The organism is Streptomyces sp. NBC_00459 (assembly GCF_036013955.1).
In the GTDB taxonomy this organism is placed as follows: domain Bacteria; phylum Actinomycetota; class Actinomycetes; order Streptomycetales; family Streptomycetaceae; genus Streptomyces.
Genome location: NZ_CP107903.1, coordinates 3,618,632 through 3,641,133 on the forward strand (window position 1 = coordinate 3,618,632; position 22,502 = coordinate 3,641,133).

Sequence of the window (22,502 nt, forward strand, 5' to 3'; positions counted from 1 at the left end):
TCTGCGCGCAGACGTGCGGTGATCTTGCTGACCGCCTGGGGGGTCAGACCGGTCCGCTCGGCCAGTTCGAGGCGGCTGATGCCCTCGGCACCGGCCGTGCGCAGGAGGTCGAGGACGAGTGCGGCGTTGTGGCTGCGCAGGGCCGGCAGGTTCACCCCGGGAACCGTGACGGTGGCGGTCGTGGTGGGGGTGGCGTTCGTCCTGTTCACGCGAACCATTGTCCCCGGCGCTTGCACTTTGGCAACAGCGTTGCCAAAGTGGACGGCATGACTGGTACGACTGGTACGACTGGAATGCCCCGCACGTCCGGTGCACCCCTCCGCCTCGGCCTCGTCGGGTACGGCCTCGCGGGCTCCGTCTTCCACGCCCCGCTGATCGCCGCCACCGAGGGCCTCGTCCTCGACACGGTCGTCACGGCGAACCCCGAGCGGCAGGCGCAGGCCCGCGCCGGGTTCCCGGACGTACGGATCGCCGCCACCCCGGACGAGCTGTTCGCCCGCGCCGACGAGCTGGACCTGGTCGTCGTCGCGTCCCCGAACAAGACGCACGTCCCGCTGGCCACCGCCGCACTCAAGGCGGGTCTGCCGGTCGTGGTCGACAAGCCGGTCGCGGGCACGGCGGCCGAGGCGCGTGACCTCGCCGCCCTCGCCGACCAGCAGGGACTGCTCCTCTCCGTCTTCCAGAACCGCCGCTGGGACCATGACTTCCGCACGCTCCGCAAGCTGGTCGCGGAGGGCGAGCTGGGCGACGTGTGGCGGTTCGAGTCACGGTTCGAGCGGTGGCGACCGCAGACCAAGGGCGGCTGGCGCGAGTCCGGCGACCCGGCGGAGTTCGGCGGCCTGCTGTACGACCTCGGCAGTCACGTCGTCGACCAGGCACTGGTCCTCTTCGGCCCCGTCGCCTCCGTGTACGCCGAGACGGACATCCGCCGCCAGGGCGCCGAGACCGACGACGACACGTTCATCGCCCTCACCCACACGAGCGGCGTCCGCACCCATCTGTACGTCTCCGCGACCACCGCCCAACTCGGGCCGAGGTTCAGGGTGTTGGGCTCGCGGGCCGGGTACGTGAAGTACGGCCTCGATCCGCAGGAGGACGCCCTGAAGGCGGGCGGGCGGCCGGGGGACGCGGGCTGGGGGCTCGAACCCGAGAGCATGTGGGGGCGCGTCGGGGCCGGCGAGTCCCCGCTCACGGGTGGCGGACGACCGGAGCCGACACTGCCCGGCTCGTACGAGAAGTACTACTCTGCGATCGCCGCGGCCCTGCGCGACGGCGGTCCCAACCCGGTGACCGCGCTGGAGGCGGCAGCCGCGCTCGACGTGCTGGAGGCGGCCCGGCGTTCCGCGAACGAGAAGGTGACGGTGACCCTGCGATGACCAGCCACAGCCAGAAGGCCGGCAGCCACAAGGTGAGCGGACAGCCGTCGCTCGGGCCGCGCATCGCGCCCGAACTCACCCCGAGCGTCGAGGAACTCGAAGCACAGCAACGGCACCTGGTGTTCCGGCAGTTCTCGTACGAGGACGCGTGGGCGCTGGGTTCGCTGCTGGTGGAGCTGGCGCGGGAGCGGCAGGCGCCGGTGGCCGTCGACATCCACCGGGCCGGTCAGCAGCTCTTCCACGCCGCCCTGCCCGGCTCGACCCCCGACAACGACGCCTGGATCGACCGCAAGCGCCGGGTGGTGGAGCGCTACGGCGCCCCCTCCTACCTGGTGGGCGCCCGATTCCGCGCCAAGGGCACGACGTTCGAGGACGACTCGCGCCTCGACCCCGACACCTATGCGGCCCACGGCGGCTCGTTCCCGATCACCGTCGAGGGCGTCGGCGTGATCGGGTCGGTGACGGTGTCGGGGCTGCCCCAGCTCCAGGACCACCGCATGGTCGTGGAGGCGCTGGAGATCTTCCTCAAGGTGTGACGGGAATTATCCCGAGGGACCCTCCGTTTCAGGGAGCCAGGCACGGCATCCGGACTCGGAGGGGAACAGAACCGATGACCCAGGTCAGCACGTCACAGGTCGGCTCACTGAAGGAAACCGTCGGGCGGTACGGCATCTGGAGTTTCGGGCTGCGTTCGGAGGACCGCGAGGGGCTCACCGAGCGCACCGAGGCCGCCGCCGAACTGGAGGAACTGGGCTTCCGCGCCCTCTGGTTGGGCGGCAGCCCGGGCGTACAGCAGGCGGTCCCGCTCGTCCGGGCGACCTCGCGGCTCGTCGTGGCGACCGGCATCCAGAGCATCTGGCAGCACGGGGCCACCGAAACGGCGTCCGCCGTAGCGGAGTTGGAGGCGACCCATCCCAGCCGCTTCCTGCTCGGCCTGGGGGTGAGCCACGCCGGGATGGCGGACCGCTACCGTCGCCCGTACGCCTCGATGGTCGAGTACCTCGACGCCCTGGACGCGGCCGGACTGTCCGCCGACCGCCGGGTGCTGGCCGCGCTCGGCCCGAAGATGCTGGGGCTCTCGCGGGACCGCGCCGCCGGCTCGCACCCGTATCTGGTGACCCCCGAGCACACCGCGCAGGCTCGTGAAGCGTTGGGCGAAACGCCTTTGCTGGCACCGGAGTTGAAGGTCGTACTGGACACCGACCCGGAACGGGCCCGGACGACCGCCCGTGGCACCCTCGCCATGTATCTGGCCCTGCCGAACTACACCAACAACTTCCTGCGTATCGGCTTCACCGAGGACGACATCAAGGACGGCGGCAGCGACCGTCTTGTCGACGCGGTGTTCGCCTGGGGCAGCGAGGACCGGATCCGTGAGCGGATCGACGCCTTCCACACGGCGGGCGCGGACCATGTCACCCTCCAGGTCATCGAGGACCAGAGCAGGGGCACCCTCCCTCGCGACGGCTGGCGCCGGCTGGCGGGCCTGCTGAAGCCCTGAACCGGCGGCGTTTCCTCCGGATGTGTTCGGTCGTTGGTCTGCACGTGTCATCGGGCGGGATCCAGGAGCCCGGTGACACGCATGCGAACGGAGAAGTCCCGTGCGATTGACCGATATCCACCGTTGCGAGATCCGGCCCGGACGGCTCGTGACTTGGACCCTGCATCCGACGACCGTCGAGAGCGCCGCCGAACTGCCGGAGGACACCCGCCCACCGGCGTACGTGCAGGAGGCCCATGTCCGGACCGCGCGTACGGTGCGCGAGGACGGCCTGTTCGTACCGACCTGGCTCGGTACGGCCTTCGACATCCCCGGACGGGTCGATCTCGACGTCCTCCAGGGCGCGTTGCGGGCCTGGACGCTGCGGCACGAGACGCTGCGCAGCGGATTCCGGTGGGTCGACGGCCCACCCGGTTCCCCGGACGACGAGCTGCGGCGCTTCACGCTCGCCCCCGAGGACGTCGTCCTGCACCGCGAGGACGTCGGTGAGTTCCGGGACGGAGCGGTGCTGCCCCGCTATCTGCAGGATCGGTTCGACATCGCGGCGGACGCGCTGACCTGGCCGAACTTCATCTACAGCGCGGTCGTCAGGGACGACAGCACCAGCGTGTACATGGCGTTCGACCACACCAACGTCGACTCGTACTCGATCTTCCGTATCGCCGACGAGATCCACCAGCTCTACACGGCCGCCCTCGACGGCAGGACGCTGGACACTGCGCCGGTCGCCAGTTACGTCGACTTCTGCGCGAGCGAGCGTACGCACGCCGACGGGATCGACGAGACGCACGCGATCGTCGACGAGTGGCGGAAGTTCATCGCCCGGTGCGACGGCAGGCTGCCGAACTTCCCCGTCGACCTCGGCCTCGACCCCGAAGGACCGCTCCCCACCCAGAAGTTGATGCGGGAGTGGCTCACGGACGACGCGGACGCGGCGGCCTTCGAGGCGTACTGCCGTCCGTACGGCGGCAGCATGACCGGCATCCTCGCGGCCACCGCTCTCATCGTGCGGGACATCGGCGGCCAGCAGGTGTACCGCACCGTCGTGCCCTTCCACACCCGGGCCAGGTCCGAGTGGTCGGACTCGGTGGGCTGGTACGTGGGCGGCGCGCCGATCGAGATCCCGGTGGGCCAGGTGTCGGACTTCGACGGCGCGCTGGACCTGGTCCGCACCGCGCTGCGGGCCAAGCGACCGCTGTCGAGGATGCCCATCGCCCGGGTGCTGAAGCTGCTGGGCTCCGACTTCCGGCCCACCTCACCGGACCTGTACTCGATCGTGTCGTTCGTCGACACCCGGGGCATCGCGGGCTCGGAGCGGTGGGACGACCTGAAGGCGTACGGGCTGATCCGGGTCTCCTACGGCGACCAGGTGTGCGCCTGGACCACCCGCCTCCACGAGGGCCTCCAGTTCGCGGCCCGCTACCCGGACACGGACATCGCGCAGAAGAACATGCGCCTGTACGTGGCCGAGCTGCGAAACCTGATCAGGTCGGTGGCGCGGGACGCGCCCACCGACAGGGGCGCGGGGAACTGCGCGACCAGCCCCCACGGACCCGCAGCCGAAGATCCCGCCCCCAGCGGAGCGCTCACGCGTCCTTGAACTCCTGACGCTGCCGCCCGAGCCCCCCGATCTCCAGCTCCACCACATCCCCGGCCCGAAGGAACGGCTTGGGCTCGGGCGCACCCAGCGCAACCCCGGCCGGCGTACCCGTGTTGATGACGTCACCCGGGTACAGGGTCATGAACTGGCTGACGTACCGCACGACTTCGGCGACCCCGAAGATCTGCTCGGCGGTCGTCCCGTTCTGCTTCAGCTCACCGTTCACCCACAACCGCAGTCCGAGGGCCTGCGGGTCGGGCACCTCGTCCGCGGTCACCAGCCAGGGCCCGAGCGGGTTGAACGTCTCGCAGTTCTTCCCCTTGTCCCAGGTCCCGCCCCGCTCCAGCTGGAACTCGCGCTCGGACACGTCGTGCGCGACCGCGTACCCCGCGACATGCGCGAGCGCCTCCTCGTGCGAGCCGAGGTAACGGGCCGTACGTCCGATGACTACCGCGAGTTCGACCTCCCAGTCGGTCTGCGTCGACTCACGCGGCACAAGCACCGTGTCGTACGGCCCGACGACCGTGTCCGCCGCCTTGAAGAAGATCACCGGCTCGGCGGGCGGCTCGGCGCCGGTCTCGCGGGCGTGGTCGTGGTAGTTGAGCCCGATGCACACGATCTTGCCGATACGGGCCAGCGGAGGCCCGATCCGCAGTCCGGTCGCGTCCAGCACGGGCAGCTCACCGGCGTCGGCGGCGGCCCTGATCCGGGCGAGCGCCGCGTCGTCGGCGAGCAGCGGTCCGTCGATGTCCGGGACGACTCCCGACAGGTCCCTCAGGGTTCCCTCGGTGTCGAGCAGTGCGGGCCGCTCAGCCCCTGCCGTACCGACTCGCAGCAGCTTCATGATCGATCTCTCCCTCGGATACGTCTACGTCCCCGGCCATGCCCTCGGTCATTATTCATCGGAGGACTGGTCGATCGTCCAAGGTAGACGGCCTGTCCGCAATACCCGGTTCACGTAGTGGACCCCGTAGGGGATCCCGCGGTCACCGGCGCGAGCTGCCAGCGGTACAGCACCGCCCGCTCGACGGCGCTCCAGGTCGTGCTGGTCACCATGTAGAGCGCGGCGGCCAGCGGCATCACGGCCACGGAGAAGAGCGTGAAGAAGGACATGAAGGGCGCAAACTTCGCGGCGGACGCGAGCCCGGGCACCGCCTCGTCGCCTCCGGTGTTCACCGACATCGGGTTGGCCGCCATCACTCGCTTCATACGCCGGTAGTTGAAGGTGGCGACACCGGCGACAAGGACGAACAGGCCGAGGTAGACGAGCCCGGCGGCCCCGAGGATCCCGTCACCGCCGAGCGCGTCGGCCCACCGGTCGCCGAGCGGCGCGGCGAACAGCTGGTGGGTGAGGAGACCGTTGGTCCGGCCGCCGATCTCCGGGTTGGAGAAGAGGTGGTAGAGCAGGAAGAACGCCGGCAACTGGAACAGGCTCGGGAAGCACCCCGACAGCGGCGAGACCTTCTCCTCGGCGTGCAGTGCCATGATCGCCTGCTGGAGCTTCTTGGGGTCCTTCGCGTGCCGTTTCCGCAGCTCGGCGACGCGCGGCTGCAGCGCGGCACGGGCCCGCTGGCCACGCGCCGCCGCACGGGACAGGGGGTGCACGAGGAGTCGTACGAACGCGGTGAACAGGATGATCGCGACGGCGGCCGAGGAAGCGTGGAAGAGGGGCTGGAGCAGGTCGGCGAGATGGGCGACCAGGCCCGCGAAAGCGGACAGGAAGGTGGACATGGGTGAGCCCTCCGAGGGGTCTCGTCGTGCCGGGATGAGGAGAGATCGGCAGGACGACCCGCGCGGGGGCACGCCACAGAGGATTGTGGTGCTGCGTGCCCTACGCGGTGGCCGTCGGGAGGGCGAGTCCGGGGGCGCGGGGGCGGGTACGGCCGCGGGCGTCGGGGTCCCGTTGCGGCAGGAAGGCCGTGCGGCGGGCGCGGTCGCGGATGGCCGTACGGACCCGGGTGGGCGGCACGGCGGGCGCACAGCGCGAGGCGATGAGCGAGCAGGCGACGAACGCGGACCCGGCCGCGGCGGTCGCCGCGAGGGCGACGGCGGCGGAGAGGCTGCCCGCGTCGAGCAGGGCGACCTCGATGAGGAGCAGGAACAGCGCGGCGGCGGTACGCGGGTTCACCCGGACCGGACTCCAGCTCCGGATCATGCCCACGCCCCCCTTCTCGTACGACTGTCTGCGCTGCACTGCGGTGCGGTGCTCTGCGGTGCGTGCGTCCTGCTGTTCGTTATACAGGATGCCCGGCTCGGCTCAGCGGGGTCGCATCGATGTGAGCCTGCCCCAGACGACCAGACGGTAACGGGACGTGTACTCCGGGGTGCAGGTGGTGAGGGTGAGGTAGTAGCCGGGGGCTCGGTAGCCGTAGGCCGGCCTGACGATGGAGCGGGGGACGGCCCTGATCACGCCGTCGTCGCGGGCGGAGGTCTGCGGAAGGGTCCGGTCGACGGTGTACGAGTACACCGCGTCGGCGGTCTCGACCTGGACGGCGTCGCCGCGTCGCAGCCGGTTGATGTACCGGAAGGGTTCGCCGTGGGTGTTGCGGTGCCCGGCGAGGGCGAAGTTCCCGGCCTGGCCCGGCTGTTGGGTGCCGGGGTAGTGGCCGACGTACCCCTTGTTGAGTACGGCCGGCTTGCTGACGCCCTCGGCGACGGGGACGCGGAGGCCGAGCCGGGGGATGCTGAGGATGGCGTACGCCTGGGACCAACTGGGCGTGGAGTAGCTGGAGTTGGCGAGCCGGGTGCCGTCCCGGCCGACGGCACCGGAGGAGTCGGCGGAGCCCGATGGATCGGAGCCGCTTTCCCGGCCCGCCGGGCCGTCCTGGCTCCCGCCGGGACCCGCGGGGTTCCCCCACTCTTCCTCCAGGGCCCGCACCTCCCGCTGGGCGCCCTGCTCGGCCTGGTGGTTGGTCCACCACAGCTGGTGGACGACGAGGAGCGCGAGGACGGTGCCGAGGGTGACGAGGAGTTCGCCGCAGCTCCACGCCACGCGGCGGCGGAGTGCGCGCCGGCGGAGCGTGCGGTGCCGTACGACAGAAGCCCGAGCCCGCATGCGTACGCCTCCTCCGCGCCCTCACATGGGTCGGGCGCACCATAGGCCAGACCTCGCGAAGTCACCAGGCCTGCCTCCGGCCCTGTCCCCCTCCCCTGTCCGTCCCCTCCCTGTGAGCCCCCTTTGTCCAATGGTTTTAGAAAGCGCTGTCATAACTCTCGACAACCCCACGCGCCGCACCTGATGCTTCCTTCTGGCAAGAACGGGGCAGGTCACATCCGGACGGAGAAGCCATGATCCGACGCAGATCGCTGCTGGCCGCGGCAGGAGGCACTGTCCTCGGCAGCGCCCTGGCGACGGGCACCGCACGGGCCGACGCGACCATCACCGTCAACCCCGCGACGAAGTACGGGACTTGGGAAGGCTGGGGCACCTCGCTCGCCTGGTGGGCGAATGTGTTCGGCGCCCGGGACGACTTCGCGGACCTCTTCTTCACCACCAAGTCGGTGACGTACAACGGGACGTCGCTGCCCGGCCTCGGCCTGAACATCGCCCGCTACAACCTCGGCGCGTGCAGCTGGAACAGCGTCGGCGGCACGACCATGGTGGCGTCGGCGAACATCCCGGCGTACAAGCAGATCGAGGGCTACTGGCAGGACTGGAACAACGAGGACCCCACGTCCTCGGCCTGGGACTGGAGCGCCGACGCGACACAGCGGGCGGCGCTGACGAAGGCGGTGGCACGCGGTGCGACCACCGAGCTGTTCGCCAACTCGCCCATGTGGTGGATGTGTTCGAACCACAACCCGTCGGGTGCCTCGGGCGGCGGCAACAACCTCCAGACCTGGAACTACCGCCAGCACGCCTCGCACCTGGCAGCCGTGGCCCTGTACGCGAAGAACAACTGGGGCGTGAACTTCGCGACGGTGGACCCCTTCAACGAGCCCTCGGCGAGCTGGTGGACGGCCACCGGCACGCAGGAGGGCTGCCACATGGACTCGTCGGTCCAGGCCGCCGTACTCCCGTACATGCGAAGCGAGTTGAACGCCCGGGGCCTGACGGGCGTGAAGATCTCGGCCTCGGACGAGACGAACTACGACGTGGCCCGCTCGACCTGGGCGGCCTTCGGATCGTCGACGAAGGCCCTGGTGAACCAGGTCAACGTGCACGGTTATCAGGGTTCCGGTGGCCGCCGCGACCTCCTCTACACGGACGTGGTGACGACGTCCGGCAAGAAGCTGTGGAACTCGGAGACGGGCGACAAGGACGGGACCGGCCTGACCCTGGCGTCGAACCTCCTCTACGACTTCCGGTGGCTGCACCCCACGGCCTGGGTGTACTGGCAGGTCATGGACCCGACGGCGGGCTGGGCGATGATCGCCTACGACCCGAGCACCCTCCAGCCGACGACGGTCCAGACGAAGCACTACGTGATGGCCCAGTTCAGCCGTCACATCCGCCCCGGCATGACTATCCTCGACACGGGCGTCAGCTACGCGGTGGCGGCGTACGACGCGAGCGCGAAGCGCCTGGTGATCGTGGCCCTGAACACGTCCACGTCGGCCCAGACGCTGACCTTCAACCTCGGCAACTTCACCACGGTGACGGGCGGCTCGGGCGGTCTGGTCCCGCGCTGGAACACGGTGACGGGTGGCGGCGGTGACCTCTACACGGCCCGCTCGGACAGGTACCTGAGCGGCAAGACGGTGGCGGTGCCGTTCGCGGCGGGCGCGGTGCAGACGTTGCAGGTGGACGGCGTGACCATCTGAGCCGAGGAGAGACGGTCGGCACTGTGCCGACTGTCTCTCTTCTTTGTCGGGCGTCGGCAGTACGGTGATCTCATGCGCCCCGACACGCCTCCGGAAAACGTCGACCACATCGCCGAAGCGGCCCGCCTGGAGCGGACCGCCGGCCTCTACCCCGAGGACGCCGAACACCTGCTCGTGCAGGCCTCGGCCCACCTGGAACTGGCCGGCGACCGCCCCGCCGCGTCAGCCCTGTACGACCGCCTGCTGCAGTCCCCCGCCTCCCTGGAGAACCCGCACCTCGTGCGGGCCCTGAAGGCGTCGAACCTGTGGGAGTACGGCCACGAGGCGGAGGCCCGAGCGATCATCGACGGTGTCCGCGCGGCCCGCCCGCGCGACCCGGCGCCCTGGGTGATCGTCGCGGAGTCCCTGGAGTCCCACGACGAGTTGGAGGCGGCCCAGGAGACGTTCACGGAGGCGGCCCGTCTGCTGGTCTCGGACGCGCAGGAACCCCCGTACTCGACCCATCCGCTCCTCTACGGCCGCCACCGCGTACGCCGGATGCTGGGTGTCGCCCACGACGAATGGGACACCCTGGCCGACACCCTCCACTCGTCGCCGGTGTCGCTGGACGAGCTCCACGACCCCAAGCGCGTCTGGTCCCTGGGCTCGGACAACCCGGCGGAGCTGCAGGCGGAGATCTCCCGGCTGCGGGCGGAACTGGGCGCGTTCAGGGAGGCGCTGTCCCGGCCGTTCCCGGTGGCGGTCCTGCACTGGCCGGCGGAGGAACTGACGGAGCTGGTCACCGCGTATCCCGGCCTGGCGGACGAGTACCCCTCGCACGAGGAGCACCTCGCGACGATAGAGGCGTCCCTGCGGGAGCTGGCGGCCTCCGGCACGGCCAACCTGGGGATCGTCACGGGGACGGTGCCTTCCTACGAGGCGTTCGCGGCTTCGGAGCAGTCGTCTCCGGGGGCTGTGGAGCTGTTGCCGCAGTACGCGACGACGCTGGCGGCCCGGGGGAAGGCTGTGGGGTGGCCTCCGCAGCGGGGGGCGGTTTGCTGGTGCGGTTCGGGGACCGCTTACGAGGGATGCCACGGGCGGGTGGCGGTGTAGGGGGCGCGAGGACGAGGTCGGGTGGGGCGGTCGGGGGCCGTGATTTCCGCCCCCTGTCCGCCCGTTGAAGTGGTCGGCCGGATCAAGTAGCGTCACCGACATGAACACCGGACCGGCGCTTCGACGCCACACACGGATCGGCTGTCCGGTGGAGGTCTGACCCTGCGGCGGGTGCGCAGAAGGCACCCGCTCGGTTCGACATCCACTTCGGCGCCCAGTTCGGCACGCGGACCTCCCAGTGCTTGTGCACTCCGAGTCCGTTCCTCGTGTCGAACAATATTGAGGTCAGCCGAATGACAGTCGCGTTCAACCACACCATCATCGCGTCCAAGGACCGCCAGGAGTCGGCCCGCTTCTTCCGGGAGCTGCTGGAACTGCCGGAAGCGCCTTCCTGGGGCCCGTTCACCAACATCCAGCTCCCCGACGGGGTGTTGCTGCAGTTCGCCGAGCCGCCGGTGGACATCCAGATGCAGCACTACGCGTTCCTGATCGACGACGAGCTGTTCGACCGGGCGTACCGGCGGCTCTGTGACCAGGGCGTCGAGCACTGGGCCGACCCCCAGATGCGACACCCTGGCGAGATCAACAACGAGCACGGCGGCCGAGGCGTGTACTTCAAGGACCCCGGCGGCCACGCGATCGAGCTGATCACCCGCCCGTACCTGTAGTCGTCCGTACCTGTAGCTGCCTGTACCTGTGATCCGTATCCGTACATGTGGCTGTCCGTACCTGTAGCCGCCCGTGGGCCTTGCGGGGCCCGGGGGCGGTTCACCCGACGGTCGGCCGGCCCGGTACGTCCGGTGCCTGGGGCCTCATCGCGTCCGACACGGACCTGACTCCGCCGTGCGCGGTGAGGCCTTCGTCGACGGGGATCTCCGCTCCGGTGATGAAGGAGGACGCGTCGGAGAGTCGGAGAGGAGGAAGACCACGGCCCTCACTTCTCACGCGTGAGGCCGGGGTGACTCCGCCGCCGGCGCTTCGGTCTCCGCTCTCGATCCCGGGCAGGCGGCAGATCGTCACTCCGGGTGCGGAGCAGGTCGCACGCCCGCGTCGGAAGCGGCCGCGGATGCGCTCGCGCGTCGGTCGCGGACTGCCTCAGTCGAACCACTCCGGCTCGCCCGCGTCGATCAACTCCCCCAGCAGACGGTGGTCTTCGAGCGCCCGCACCAGCAGCGGCGCCAGGGCCCGCAGGGCGTCCGCGTCCTCGCCGTACGCGACACACATACCCGCCTCGGGGTCGAGGCCGAAGCGGTCGGTCAGTTCGGGGGCGAGTGAACGCACCGCGGATCGTGCCACGCCGGCCCAGCTGTACCCACCGCCTTCGTACCCGCGGTCCGCGAAGACCTTCTCGGTGGCCAGCATGTGCTGGTCACTGAGCATGAGGCAGTAACTGCCGGGCTTGTGGTCGTACTCGAAGAAGACCAGGGGGGCGAAAGTGTCGCGATCAGTCATGCGCCGACCATATGGGCCGCCACTGACAATCGAACACGCCCGGCTCGTCGGGTTGAACGTCGCTCACTCCCTGGTGAAGGTACCGAGCCCGGTCGTGTCGAGGTTCTCGACCCGGACCTTGCCGACGCGTGAGTCGGACCCGGTACCGAAGCCGCCGAAGGTCACGCCGGACAGCCCGACGGCGTTTTCGCCCGTGGTGCGGTAGCTGAAGGTGTCGCCGTCGTAGTGCCGCAGGGTGAACCGCTGTTTCTTCGGCCCCAGTTGCATGACGAGGTCGTCGCCCTGGGCGCTCACGGTCATCGGGCCGTAGAAGTCGTTGGCGTACGTTCCGGTGTAGGCGCTGTCCGCCCTGGCCGGTGCGGGCCGTGGCGGAGGCTTGGTGTAGTCGGTCTCGGAGCGTTCGCCCGCCGCCGCCCGCTGGATGACCGGGCCGAGGAACGTCAGCCAGTCGACCGTGGGCCCACCCGTCTGCGCGGTGTCGAGGAAGGTACTGGCGATCGCCTCGGGTACGCCGATGGGCTCGCCGTTGGTGAGGACGACGATGCCGAGGTTCTCCGAGGGCAGCAGCGTGACGTTGGTGGCCGCGCCCATGGCGAAGGCGCCGGAGTGGCCGAGCTTCAGCCTGCCCTCGTCGTCGTAACCGACGTTCCAGCCGAGCCCGTAGAACCCGGTCCTGCCCGCCGGCGTGTGCGGCGGCCCGGAGACGATGTGCGGCAGGTGGGTCTCGTCCAGCGCGGCGCCGTCGACGACCTGCCGTCCCTCGAACTCCCCGTTGCCGAGCTGTAGTCGGAGCCACTTCACCATGTCCCGGACGGTGGAGCTGGCCCCGCCCGCCGGGCTCTGCGCGTCCGCGTCCCGCACGAACTCGGCCTGCCAGGTGTCGCCCTGCCTCACATGGGTGACGGCCTTGTTCTTGGCCTTCTCGTAGTCGGCGAAGGAGGAGCTGGTGGAGTCCATGCCCAGCGGCCGGTACAGCTTGTCGGCGGACAGCTTCTCCCAGCTGGTGCCCGCCGCCCGCGCGACGGCGACCGCGGCTTCGGTCGGCCCGAAGTTGGTGTACGCGTAGCTGGCACGGAACGGCGTCAGCGGTTCGTGGCGCAGCCGCTCCAGGATGTACGAGCGGTCGTAGCCGAGGTCCTCCAGGAGGTCCCCGGCGTGGTCGGGCAGCCCGCTGCGGTGCGAGAACAGGTCGGCGAGCGTGACATGGCGGGTGACCCAGGGGTCCTTGAGGGCGAAGCCGGGACTGTGCTCGACGACCGGGTCGTCCCAGCCGACGGTCTTCTCGCCCACGGCCGCGGCGACCACGGTCGACGCGACCGGCTTGGAGACCGAGGCGAGCTGGAAGACGGTGTCGGGGCCGACCTTGCCCTCCGCGCCGGCCTTCCGTTCGCCGAAGCCCTTCAGATACAGCACCTCGTCGTCATGGACCACCCCGACGGCGACCCCCGGCACACCGGTCCTGCGCATGGCGTCCCGTACGACTCCGTCGAGCCGGTCCACCGCGGCGTCGACCTTGGCCCGCGTGAGCCTCGGCGGCGGCTGGGCCGGCGGGACGGTGGGCAGCCGCGACGCCTGGGCGGCGGCCACCCTGTGGACGGCGGCGGAGGTGTCGGCGTCGGCGTCGATACCCGTGCAGCCGCTGCCGGCCAGGGCCGCGATCAGACCCAGTACCGCAGCGGAGCGAAGGCGCCGGGCGTGCGCCTGGTCAAGGCGAGACATGTTCTCCAGTGAAGGCCCTGCCTCGACGCCTGTCGCGTCGACGAGCCATTCGGGGGCCATTCGCGGGCCACCTTCTCGGTCACCCGTGCGACTCCGAACGAGTGGACTCGCCGGTACTCGATCGGAAGGGGGTCTTCTCGACGAGTCGCCGATGGTGATGTTGCCGCCCGAACCCGTGACTGGAAGAGGCACCCCCAGATGCGACGTACCTCCCGCCGCCGGATGCTCGCCGCAACACTGTTCGCGGCATGTGCTCTGGTCCCGATGGCAGCGCCTCCCGCCGCGGCCGTCCAGACCGCAAGGGTCGACCGGCCCGACCGGCACAACTGGCACGACCGGCACGACCGGCACGACCGGGACAACTGCCCGCCGGACGGTCTCGGCCCGGAGGTGACCGCCCGGCTGGACAAGGCGATCGAGGACGTCCGCCGACAGGCCGACATCCCCGGTGTCGTCGTAGGCCTGTGGATGCCCGGCAAGGGAAGCTACGTCCGCGCGACCGGTGTCGCCGACACCACCACCAGCCGGCCGATGACCACCGACGGCTTCGTACGGATCGGCAGCGAGACCAAGACCTTCACGGTCACCGCGTTGCTCGAACTCGTCGACGACCGGCGCATCCGGCTGGACGACCCGATCTCCCGCTACGTCCACGGCGTACCGAACGGTGGCCGGATCACGCTGCGGCACCTCGCGGAGATGCGCAGCGGCCTGTTCCCGTACACCTCCGATCCGGACTTCGTCCAGGACCTGTTGAGCGACCCGCAGCGCTCCTTCACACCTCGGGAAGTGCTCGCGTACGGCTTCAAGCACAAGAACACCTTCGCGCCGGGGAAGGAGTTCCAGTACTCCAACACCAACCTCGTCCTGCTCGGCCTGGTGATCGAGAAGGTCAGCGGTCAGCGGCTCGCCGACTTCATCGACGGGCGGGTACTGCGGCCGGCTCGCCTGCCCCACACCCTCTTCCCCCAGGGACCCGAGTTCCCCGAGCCGCATCCCCGCGGCTACACGAACCAGACGTTGAGCGGCGCGGTCACCGACTCCACGGACTGGAACCCCAGCTGGGCCTGGGCGGCCGGGGCGATGATCTCCGACCTGCACGACCTGCGCCGCTGGGCGGGCATCGTCGCCACCGGGAAGCTGCTCAGCCCCGAGACCCAGGCCCAGCGCCTCAAGACGTTGCCGACCGGCCTCCCCGGCCTCAGCTACGGCCTCGGCATCTTCGAGACCGGCGGCTGGATCGGGCACAACGGCTCCATCCCGGGCTACGAGACGGTGACCGTCTATCTGCCCTCGAAGAAGGCCACGCTGGTCATCATGATCAACACGGACATCACGAGCGGGGGGCAGGAGCCGTCGACGCTGCTGGCTCGGGCGGTTACGGGGGTTGTTACGCCGGGGGATGTGTATGACGGGGGGATTGCTCCGCGGTAGGGGTTTTGCCGGGTGAGGTGAGCTGGGGGTGGTGGGGCCGGGTGCAGCTCACCTCACTCTGGAACCGCGACGCTGAAAACACTCGATGACAGCGGACAGAATCCGTATGCCGCCGACTTCGACACCCCGAACAGCGAAGCCAGTTGGCGCACAGTGAGGTTGGTCCGCCAGTACGTAGCCACCAGCAGCACCCTGTTCTTCAACCGCGGCTTCCGCCACCGCCTCTTCCCACTGTGCCAGTGCCTTCGCGTCGCAGCCGGACCAAATTGCCAAACGCACACGGATTGAGCCCTACGCACCAGGCTGTCCAGACACCTCGGGGCCCTAACTCTCGTCAAGCTGGGGGGCTCAGATAAGCGCTAAAATCGCTCTTGCCGGTAACAGAGGCGAGGTCAGTATCCGGACCACCGGACGTAGCAATCGCCGTGCTGGTCCGATCCGCTAGGGTCGTCATTCCGATAGGGATACCACCAGTCCTCACCCTTTTCCTTAGCGAGTTCCTCGATGTCCTTTTGAGTGAAGATGAGACAGAACTCTTCGATGAGTGACTGTTGGCCGCTCGCTCGATGGAGCGTCAACGTTCCCTTGTACTCTCCAGCCGCGAATTTCCAATCCTCTGCCACGAAGCTAAGGAAAGGCATCTGCGGCTTATCCTGTGCGATCACGAAAGGGTTTGGGTCCCCGGCGTGCTCCCATCCATCCTCCGGACGGCGCTTAAATCTGATCACCTCGTCCCACCAGAAGCGGGCGCGTGGGGAACGGTCGGATTTCCCTTCAGGATTCAGCTGAAAATCCACATCGGTGACGATTTCGAGATCCTCGGTCTTTTTCGGTGCAGCGATAGTGAGCTGCATGAAAAAATAGGCGTTGCCATTCTGCCCGACGCGCAAAACGTGAGGCAGCGACAGCTTGATGGCAGGCCTCTCATGAAAGAGCACAAGGTTGTAGATGGACAGACTCAAGGCCGCGAGACTGGCGACGGTAGTGGTCCAGCTCTGCAGTGCCCCCAGCCGCCCAGGCCATCGGCTGGGCTCATCCGGCGTACCTCCGTACATGTACTTCAAGCTGAGCGGCATGTGAATCGACGTCAAACGGGAAGGGCCCACGAGAGTGACCCGACCGAAAGTAGGGTGTCGAATCACACGTAACGGGACCCCGACTCCGCAACGGCTCGACTGGCACCGCAACGGCTTCAGGGCGGAGTGTCAGTGGGCTCTGTTACACATGAGCGCAGCCGTCTGCGCGATCAAAGGAGCCTGCGTGTCTGAGTCGGGAAGCCTGTCGCACCCTGTCGCGGGGGTGTACGAGGAGCTCATCACGCTGCGGTGCGAGCAGCAGTTGAAGGAGCTCGCGAGCCTCGGATGGCATCCGGTGAGTGACACGCTGGGAGCAGAATCGGTACCGCACGTCCTGGCAAGACATGTCGCGACGACCGTACGACGCGTGCTGTTGGGTCTCCCCGCCGAGGAGCGGGTACACGCGGCGAACCACATCCTGGAGTCCATCAGCACTCTCAAGGGAGCCCAGGAATGGGTGGACCTGGTCGCGGCCGGCCCGCGCCAGCTTCTTGCCCTGACTCGGCAAGAAGCCCCTGGCGTCTTCGCCGTACGCCCAGGCATCCCGCTATCCGACACCGCGCTCATCACTAATTCGCCGGATGACCCCAGCCTCGGCTTCGAGTTGCGTGCCGAGCTCGCCACCGCTGATCGCGTCGATCTGCTCTGCGCCTTCGTCAAATGGCACGGCCTGCGCATCATCGAGCAGTCACTACAAGCCGCCCGTGAGCGGGACGTGCCGATACGCGTCATCACGACGACCTACATCGGGGCGACCGAGCGACGCGCACTGGATCGGCTGGTGCAAGAGTTCAATGCCGAGGTCAAGGTCAACTACGAGACGAGGTCGACTCGACTCCACGCCAAGGCCTGGTTGTTCCGGCGGATGAGCGGTTACGACACGGCGTATGTCGGCAGCTCCAACCTCTCCAAGGCGGCGCTGCTCGATGGGTTGGAGTGGAACGTCCGGCTGTCCTCCATCGCCACACCCGACGTGCTGCGGAAGTTCGACGCGACCTTCGAGGCCTACTGGAGTGACCCGTCCTTCGAGTTGTACGACCCGGACACCGACGGCGCTCGACTTCAGGAAGCGCTGGCGATCGCCGGGGGCACCTCAAATACCTCGGCTGCAGATCGCCGAATCACTCTGTCGGGTCTCGAAGTACGCCCCTACGCCCACCAACGCGACATGTTGGAGCGCCTCGAAGTAGAGCGTGAGGTGCATGACCGGCACCGGAACCTTCTGGTCGCGGCGACAGGCACCGGCAAGACCGTGATGGCCGCTCTGGACTACAAGCAGCTACGCAAGAAGCACGGCCGTGACCTGCGACTGCTGTTCGTCGCTCATCGCAAGGAGATCCTCCAGCAGTCCCTGCGGACCTACCAAGACGTCCTAGTAGACGCGAACTTCGGTGAATCCCTACACAGCGGGGAGATCCCAGAGCGTTGGACGCATGTCTTCGCCAGCGTGCAGTCACTCAACGCGCGGGCGCTGGACCGGCTCGCTGCTGATCACTTCGACGTGATCGTGATCGACGAGTTCCATCACGGGACTTCGCCGACGTACCGGAAGATCCTCGATCACTTCGAGCCACTGGAGTTGCTCGGACTGACCGCGACTCCCGAGCGCATGGACGGCAAGAACATCCAGGACGAGTTCTTCGATGGGCGCATCGCTGCCGAGATGCGGCTGTGGGAGGCCCTGGAGAACGAACTGCTGAGTCCCTTCCACTACCTCGGTATCAGCGACAACACCGACCTCAGTACGGTGAAATGGCATCGCGGGGCGTACGACGCAAGCGCTCTGAGTGAAGTGCTGTCCGCTAACCATGCGCGAGCCCTGCTGGTCCTGAAGGCCGTTCAGGAGAAAATCGCCGACCCACGTGCCATGCGCGCGTTGGGCTTCTGTGTCTCTGTCGCGCACGCGCACTTCATGGCGGAGTCCTTCCGCAAGACCGGCCTCAACGCCGTTGCCCTGTCTGCCGGAACGCCTTCTGACGAGCGCAAGCAGGCACTGGCTGACCTCGCCTCTGGGACGTTGCAGGTGATCTTCTCGGTCGACCTCTTCAACGAGGGCCTCGACATCCCTGACGTAGACACTCTGCTCCTGCTGCGCCCCACCTCTAGCGCGACGGTGTTCTTGCAGCAACTCGGCCGAGGACTCCGGCGTACCGAGAACAAGGCGGTACTGACAGTGCTGGACTTCATCGGCCAGCACCGCAAAGAGTTCCGCTTCGAGAACCAGTTCCGTGCCCTGACAAATCTGACCCGCAAGCGGCTCCTGGACAACATCGAGCATGACTTCCCACAGCTTCCATCCGGCTGCGAGATCATCCTTGAGGAGAAGGCGAAGAAAACCATCATCGCCAACATCAAGGACCAGATCGGCGTCAACGTCACTGCCCTGGCACGCGAGGTAGCTGATTACGCCGAGCTGAAGCTCAGCCATTACCTGGACGAGAGCGGACGCGAGCTCAAGGAGCTCTACCGGGGCAACGGGAACTCCTGGACTGGCCTACTCCGTCGCTCCGGCCTCCTGAAAGGGGAGGCTCCGGAAGGTGAGGGCGCGCTCCTCAAGCGCGTCTCCGCGTTCCTGCACGTGGACGACCCGCTACGGGTTGCCGCGTACACCCGGATGCTGGAGGACGACGCCCCTGCCTACAGTGCCCTTGACGAGCAGGGACAGGCTTACGCCCGCATGCTCTTCTTCCAGTTGTGGCCACTCGGCGGCATTGTCCGCAAGGGGTACGCCAACTACGACGCTGGATTTGCGACCTTGCGCAAGCAGCACGCGTTCCGAAGTGAGCTGCGCCAGGTGCTGGCGTACAACCTCGCCCACACCGAGCACGTACCGATCCCTCTCTTGGGCTTGGGCGGTCCGGGTGGCGTCCCACTCACCGTGCATGCCTCGTACAGCCGCGAGGAGATCCTGCCTGCGTTGGGGCAGTCGTACATCGGGGGCTTCATGCCGGCCGATTTCCGCGAGGGCGTGAAGTGGTGCGACTCGATCAAGACGGATGCGCTTCTCATCACGCTGGAGAAGGACGAGAAGGACTTCTCGCCGCAGACCAGGTACCACGACTACGCGCAGAGCGAGACTCAGTTCCATTGGGAGTCCCAGAACCAGACGTCAGAGACCTCCCCTACCGGCCTTCGCTACCAACGGCATGTCGCTGAGGGCAGTCATGTCCTGCTCTTCGTGCGCCGCTACAAGAGCACCGACATAGGGGGTGCCCAGCCGTGGATGCTGCTCGGCCCTGCGGAGTACGAAAAGCACTCGGGTAGCAAACCGATGGCGATCACGTGGAAGCTGAAGCATGAGATCCCGGCGGACGTCTGGACGTACTCGACGATCAAAGCTGGGTAGCGCCTCACGTTGAGCTGCCCACCACCCCCGCTTCCGCTTCGAAGTGCATCTGTGCTCGGTCCAACGCCTCATCCGCGTCGCGGCCGTGTGCCCGGAGCCAGTGGAGGAGGTCAGCGATCGCACCGATTGCTGCCTCCTCCGCAAAGGCTGCGCTCAGCCGCTCCGAGGCGGCTGTGGGCGGCAACTTCACCCCGCCGTAGAGGTCGAGCACCTCTTCCGCTCTCGTCACGTGAGGTCCTCCGCGGTGACTGTTAGGCGAGGTCAGCGTGGTGGGGAGCTCGCACCACGTCATCTTGCGGTCTGCGAGAAGCTGCACGCCCCAACGGTCTGCGATGAAAGTGATGAGCTCCATCCCTCGCCCGGATTCGGAGTTGAGGCCCTGGTTAAGGAGCGTGGGCAACGCGCGGGTGTCGGGATCGTAGACCTCGATCCGAAGGCGGGTGCCCTTCATAGAGACAGCAAGGGTGGTGGGGGTGCCGGGACCGATGTGTGTGATCACGTTGGAGACGAGTTCGCTGACGCAGAGCTGGGCCGCGTCGATGAGCTCGTCCAAGCCCCAGAGTCCGAGATGGATCCGAAGCACGCGCCGTAGGCCCGCGACTTCCTCCGGCTCTGCCAGAAAGTGAAGGTCCCAGGGCTTCCTTGGCATGCAGGTGGTGCAGTCCATGCTCAACTCCTTCTCACCCCCGCCGAGTTGCACAGCGCACTCGGTCGCACACCTAGAGTTGCATTGGAACTCTCAAAATGGAACTCTCATAACAGCCGAGAAGGAGCGCGCCGCCGAAACTCGCGCCCCCGGCGCACACCGCCTTGCCGACCTGCGCAGGCAACCAGGACGATCTGATGGATCGACACGAAGGGTTTGTAGGCATGCCGATTGGACCCACCACGCGAAGGCGCCAGCTGGGCGCGGACCTGCGCCGTCTACGCGAACTCAAGAGGCTGACCCTTGAGGAAGCAGGCTCACGCGTCGGCATCTCAAAGGCAACGCTGAGTCGGTACGAGACGAAGGAAGGCACGGTCAAGTGGCCGGCCGTGGACGCGCTTTGCCGCGAATACGGAGCCACCGAGGCGGAACGGCTGGCTCTTGTTGAGCTAGCGAAGGGCGCCCGAATCCAAGGTTGGTGGCGGTCACTCGCCGACCCCATCCCCGACTCCATGAACCTCATGCTCACGCTTGAAGACGAGGTCGTACGCGAAGATCACTACGCCTGTATGTACATCCCTGGGTTGCTCCAGACCCGCAAGTATGCGGAAGCCGTTCACCGGGCTTCGGAGGTTCAGTGCGCGGAGCGGGAAGTACAGCACATGGTGGACATTCGTATGAAGCGGCAGGAGCTCCTTGAGCGGGAGGAGCCGCCGCACATCTGGTCCGTGGTCGACGAGGCAGCCATCAGGCGGAACGTCGGCGGACGTGAGGTCATGCGGGAGCAGCTGCAGCATCTGCTCACCATGTGCGAGCGCCCGAATATCACCATCCAAGTACTCCCCTTCTCAACAGGAGCCCACGCAGCCGCAGTTGGTAGCTTTGCCGTCCTGCGCGGGCCGCAGCCCGACCTGGATGTGGTCTACGTAGACCTTCTCGGCGGCGGACTCTTCATGGAGAAGCCCCAGGAACTGGACCGCTACAGGTTGGCGTTCGAGTACCTGAGCGCACAGGCGCTCGATCTTGAGTCTTCGGCAGCACTCATCGCCCGTATAAGCAAGGAGACGTGATGACCGCACCGTCCGCGCCCGCTCTTTCGTGGTTGAAGTCCTCTTACAGCGGGGGAAGTGGGACGGAATGCGTTGAGTGTGCGCGGACGGCAGACGGCACCGTCATACGCGACTCAAAGCGTTCCAGAGGTCCTGTAGTTGCTGTTCGAGGCCAGGCGTGGCAGGTGTTCATAGGGGCGTTGAGGAACTTGGGGCTTGGAGGTTGAGGACTCGCGCCTTCAACGCCGCCTCAATCAACGGTCTTTGCCTGCCCTGGTGTTGCTCATAACCACGCGCAGTCGTTACAGCGCATCGATGGCCTTCACGATCAGCACCCGAGCCTCCGCCCCGTACACAGCCAGGCCCCGGAGCTACTCAAAAGCCTTGATGTACAGGGCAATCTCGGAGGGCTGCGTAATGTTCACCTCCGCAGAGAACAGTTCCACGGACACAAGCGTGTCGTCGTGCACGTCAAACGTCTCCTGTGGCCACAACGCACGCTCTCGCGTCGACATGGGGATGATGCCGAACGACACCGCCGGCAGCACCCCAGACTCCCCCGACTACGGCCTGATGTCACCTACGCCGGACGGTCGACATATCGCACACTGTTCGACAAGGACAGGTTTGTCATGTCCACACCTCGATGAGGGAGGATGTCCGATGGAAGAAGGATGTAGGTTCACGCGGCGCGCGGCGCTGGCTGCGGCGGCCGGAGGGGTCGTAGCGCTGGGTTCCGGGGCGTTCGCCGGCACCGCCCGGGCGGCGACGGGATCGGCAGGGCGGAGCGCCGCTGCCCCGCCGACCGGGACGGTGCGGGTGTTCTGGCTCAGGCCCTCGGACGTGGCGAACGACTCGCGGTACCCCAACGGCATCACCAGCGTCATGGTGGAGTCGCAACGCTATTACCGCCAGGAACTCGGCGTGACGTTCAAGCTGAACAATCCGGCGGTGGAGGTGGTCCAGGGCAACCACGGACGGGCCTGGTACGAGAACACGCCGAACGGCGGCGAAGAGTACTGGTGGGTCGTCTTCAACATGCAGCAGGAGCTGAAAGCCAGGTTCGGTCTCGGAGATCCGGACTCGCGCTGGCTGTGCGTCGGCGAGGTCAGCGCCGAGAAGACGAACGTCTCCGGCGGCGGTGGAGGTGGCGGCTGGGTGCTCCTCAGCGGCCACGACGCCGACGGTGCCGCCGGGATCAACGGCGCGATGAACCGGTGGTACGGCGGCATGGTGCACGAGTTGGGCCACGCCTTCGGTCTGCCCGACTCCACGCACACCGACGGCACACCGATGTCCGCCTCGTTCTACGACTACCCGAACTGCCACTTCAACCAGCAGCAGAAGAACGGGATACGGAACGGCCCGTACCGCAGCTTCCTGTCCTGAACTCAGGGTTGCGTCGTTCTCTCGGTCGGCCGGTCGTTGCTGGTACGGGCCTGATGCC

General features: G+C 67.6%; 20 protein-coding genes and 2 pseudogenes. 12 read left to right on the forward strand and 10 right to left on the reverse strand.

Annotated features, from left to right (window positions below; translation table 11 throughout):
- Positions 1–266 precede the first annotated feature (266 nt).
- The 4 genes from OHN74_RS15575 to OHN74_RS15590 all read left to right on the forward strand — a co-directional run bounded on the left by OHN74_RS15575 (position 267) and on the right by OHN74_RS15590 (position 4,477).
- A complete protein-coding gene (locus OHN74_RS15575; RefSeq protein WP_327695166.1) occupies positions 267–1,376 on the forward strand; it encodes a Gfo/Idh/MocA family oxidoreductase in 1,110 nt (369 codons plus the stop codon).
- Complete coding sequence (locus OHN74_RS15580) at positions 1,373–1,912, forward strand: heme-degrading domain-containing protein (protein ID WP_327695167.1); 540 nt, start codon at positions 1,373–1,375, stop codon at positions 1,910–1,912. Before OHN74_RS15575 ends, OHN74_RS15580 begins: the two co-directional genes overlap by 4 nt.
- 74 nt (positions 1,913–1,986) lie before the next feature.
- Positions 1,987–2,877 (forward strand): LLM class F420-dependent oxidoreductase, encoded by an 891-nt coding sequence (locus tag OHN74_RS15585; protein ID WP_327695168.1) that lies wholly within the window; start codon positions 1,987–1,989, stop codon positions 2,875–2,877.
- Positions 2,878–2,977: 100 nt separating this feature from the next.
- Positions 2,978–4,477, forward strand: a complete 1,500-nt coding sequence (locus tag OHN74_RS15590) for a condensation domain-containing protein (RefSeq protein ID WP_327695169.1) — start codon at positions 2,978–2,980, stop codon at positions 4,475–4,477.
- Here OHN74_RS15590 and OHN74_RS15595 read toward each other — a convergent pair.
- The 4 genes from OHN74_RS15595 to OHN74_RS15610 all read right to left on the reverse strand — a co-directional run bounded on the left by OHN74_RS15595 (position 4,464) and on the right by OHN74_RS15610 (position 7,532).
- The gene (locus tag OHN74_RS15595) at positions 4,464–5,321 is read right to left on the reverse strand and encodes a fumarylacetoacetate hydrolase family protein (RefSeq protein ID WP_327695170.1); all 858 of its coding nucleotides are present in this window, start codon (positions 5,319–5,321) and stop codon (positions 4,464–4,466) included. The two genes, OHN74_RS15590 and OHN74_RS15595, sit on opposite strands and share 14 nt — an antisense overlap.
- A 110-nt stretch (positions 5,322–5,431) precedes the next feature.
- Positions 5,432–6,196: a YidC/Oxa1 family membrane protein insertase gene (locus OHN74_RS15600; protein ID WP_327700141.1), complete on the reverse strand. Its 765-nt coding sequence runs from the start codon at positions 6,194–6,196 to the stop codon at positions 5,432–5,434.
- 112 nt (positions 6,197–6,308) lie between these two features.
- On the reverse strand, positions 6,309–6,632 hold the full coding sequence (locus OHN74_RS15605) for a DUF6412 domain-containing protein (protein WP_327700142.1): 324 nt from the start codon (positions 6,630–6,632) through the stop codon (positions 6,309–6,311).
- 102 nt (positions 6,633–6,734) lie between these two features.
- The gene (locus tag OHN74_RS15610; protein ID WP_327695171.1) at positions 6,735–7,532 is read right to left on the reverse strand and encodes a class E sortase; all 798 of its coding nucleotides are present in this window, start codon (positions 7,530–7,532) and stop codon (positions 6,735–6,737) included.
- Positions 7,533–7,765: 233 nt separating this feature from the next.
- Between OHN74_RS15610 and OHN74_RS15615 the strand changes: the two genes are divergently transcribed.
- From OHN74_RS15615 to OHN74_RS15625, 3 genes are all read left to right on the forward strand, one after another.
- Entirely contained in the window at positions 7,766–9,241 is a 1,476-nt protein-coding gene (locus tag OHN74_RS15615; RefSeq protein ID WP_327695172.1) for a beta-1,6-galactanase, read from the forward strand.
- 72 nt (positions 9,242–9,313) lie between these two features.
- Entirely contained in the window at positions 9,314–10,333 is a 1,020-nt protein-coding gene (locus OHN74_RS15620) for a hypothetical protein (RefSeq protein ID WP_327695173.1), read from the forward strand.
- 293 nt (positions 10,334–10,626) lie between these two features.
- Positions 10,627–11,001, forward strand: a complete 375-nt coding sequence (locus OHN74_RS15625; protein ID WP_327695174.1) for a VOC family protein — start codon at positions 10,627–10,629, stop codon at positions 10,999–11,001.
- A gap of 427 nt (positions 11,002–11,428) precedes the next feature.
- On the opposite strand, the gene OHN74_RS15635 is transcribed toward OHN74_RS15625, so the two are convergent.
- Both OHN74_RS15635 and OHN74_RS15640 read right to left on the reverse strand, forming a co-directional pair.
- Positions 11,429–11,785: an immunity 51 family protein gene (locus OHN74_RS15635; protein WP_327695175.1), complete on the reverse strand. Its 357-nt coding sequence runs from the start codon at positions 11,783–11,785 to the stop codon at positions 11,429–11,431.
- Between the two features lie 63 nt (positions 11,786–11,848).
- Complete coding sequence (locus OHN74_RS15640) at positions 11,849–13,504, reverse strand: serine hydrolase (protein ID WP_327695176.1); 1,656 nt, start codon at positions 13,502–13,504, stop codon at positions 11,849–11,851.
- A gap of 198 nt (positions 13,505–13,702) precedes the next feature.
- Between OHN74_RS15640 and OHN74_RS15645 the strand changes: the two genes are divergently transcribed.
- The gene (locus OHN74_RS15645; RefSeq protein ID WP_327695177.1) at positions 13,703–14,938 is read left to right on the forward strand and encodes a serine hydrolase domain-containing protein; all 1,236 of its coding nucleotides are present in this window, start codon (positions 13,703–13,705) and stop codon (positions 14,936–14,938) included.
- A gap of 107 nt (positions 14,939–15,045) precedes the next feature.
- Here OHN74_RS15645 and OHN74_RS15650 read toward each other — a convergent pair.
- Positions 15,046–15,248, reverse strand: a pseudogene (locus OHN74_RS15650) (transposase family protein); the annotation flags it as partial.
- An 82-nt stretch (positions 15,249–15,330) separates the two neighbouring features.
- On the reverse strand, positions 15,331–15,900 hold the full coding sequence (locus tag OHN74_RS15655; RefSeq protein ID WP_327695178.1) for a hypothetical protein: 570 nt from the start codon (positions 15,898–15,900) through the stop codon (positions 15,331–15,333).
- 298 nt (positions 15,901–16,198) lie between these two features.
- Between OHN74_RS15655 and OHN74_RS15660 the strand changes: the two genes are divergently transcribed.
- The gene (locus OHN74_RS15660) at positions 16,199–19,360 is read left to right on the forward strand and encodes a DUF3427 domain-containing protein (RefSeq protein ID WP_443060394.1); all 3,162 of its coding nucleotides are present in this window, start codon (positions 16,199–16,201) and stop codon (positions 19,358–19,360) included.
- A gap of 4 nt (positions 19,361–19,364) precedes the next feature.
- Here OHN74_RS15660 and OHN74_RS15665 read toward each other — a convergent pair whose 3' ends face one another.
- Positions 19,365–20,027, reverse strand: coding sequence for an ATP-binding protein (locus OHN74_RS15665; protein WP_327695180.1), 663 nt, complete (start codon positions 20,025–20,027; stop codon positions 19,365–19,367).
- Between the two features lie 203 nt (positions 20,028–20,230).
- Between OHN74_RS15665 and OHN74_RS15670 the strand changes: the two genes are divergently transcribed.
- Both OHN74_RS15670 and OHN74_RS15675 read left to right on the forward strand, forming a co-directional pair.
- Positions 20,231–21,076: a helix-turn-helix domain-containing protein gene (locus OHN74_RS15670; protein ID WP_327700143.1), complete on the forward strand. Its 846-nt coding sequence runs from the start codon at positions 20,231–20,233 to the stop codon at positions 21,074–21,076.
- Entirely contained in the window at positions 21,076–21,282 is a 207-nt protein-coding gene (locus tag OHN74_RS15675; protein WP_327695181.1) for a DUF397 domain-containing protein, read from the forward strand. Before OHN74_RS15670 ends, OHN74_RS15675 begins: the two co-directional genes overlap by 1 nt.
- A 75-nt stretch (positions 21,283–21,357) precedes the next feature.
- Here OHN74_RS15675 and OHN74_RS15680 read toward each other — a convergent pair.
- Positions 21,358–21,609 (reverse strand): annotated as a pseudogene (locus tag OHN74_RS15680) (transcriptional regulator); the annotation flags it as partial.
- 109 nt (positions 21,610–21,718) lie between these two features.
- On the opposite strand from OHN74_RS15680, the gene OHN74_RS15685 reads away from it, so the two are divergent.
- Positions 21,719–22,444 carry a hypothetical protein gene (locus OHN74_RS15685; protein WP_327695182.1) on the forward strand — a complete coding sequence of 242 codons (726 nt, stop codon included), beginning with the start codon at positions 21,719–21,721 and terminating at the stop codon, positions 22,442–22,444.
- Positions 22,445–22,502: the final 58 nt, after the last annotated feature.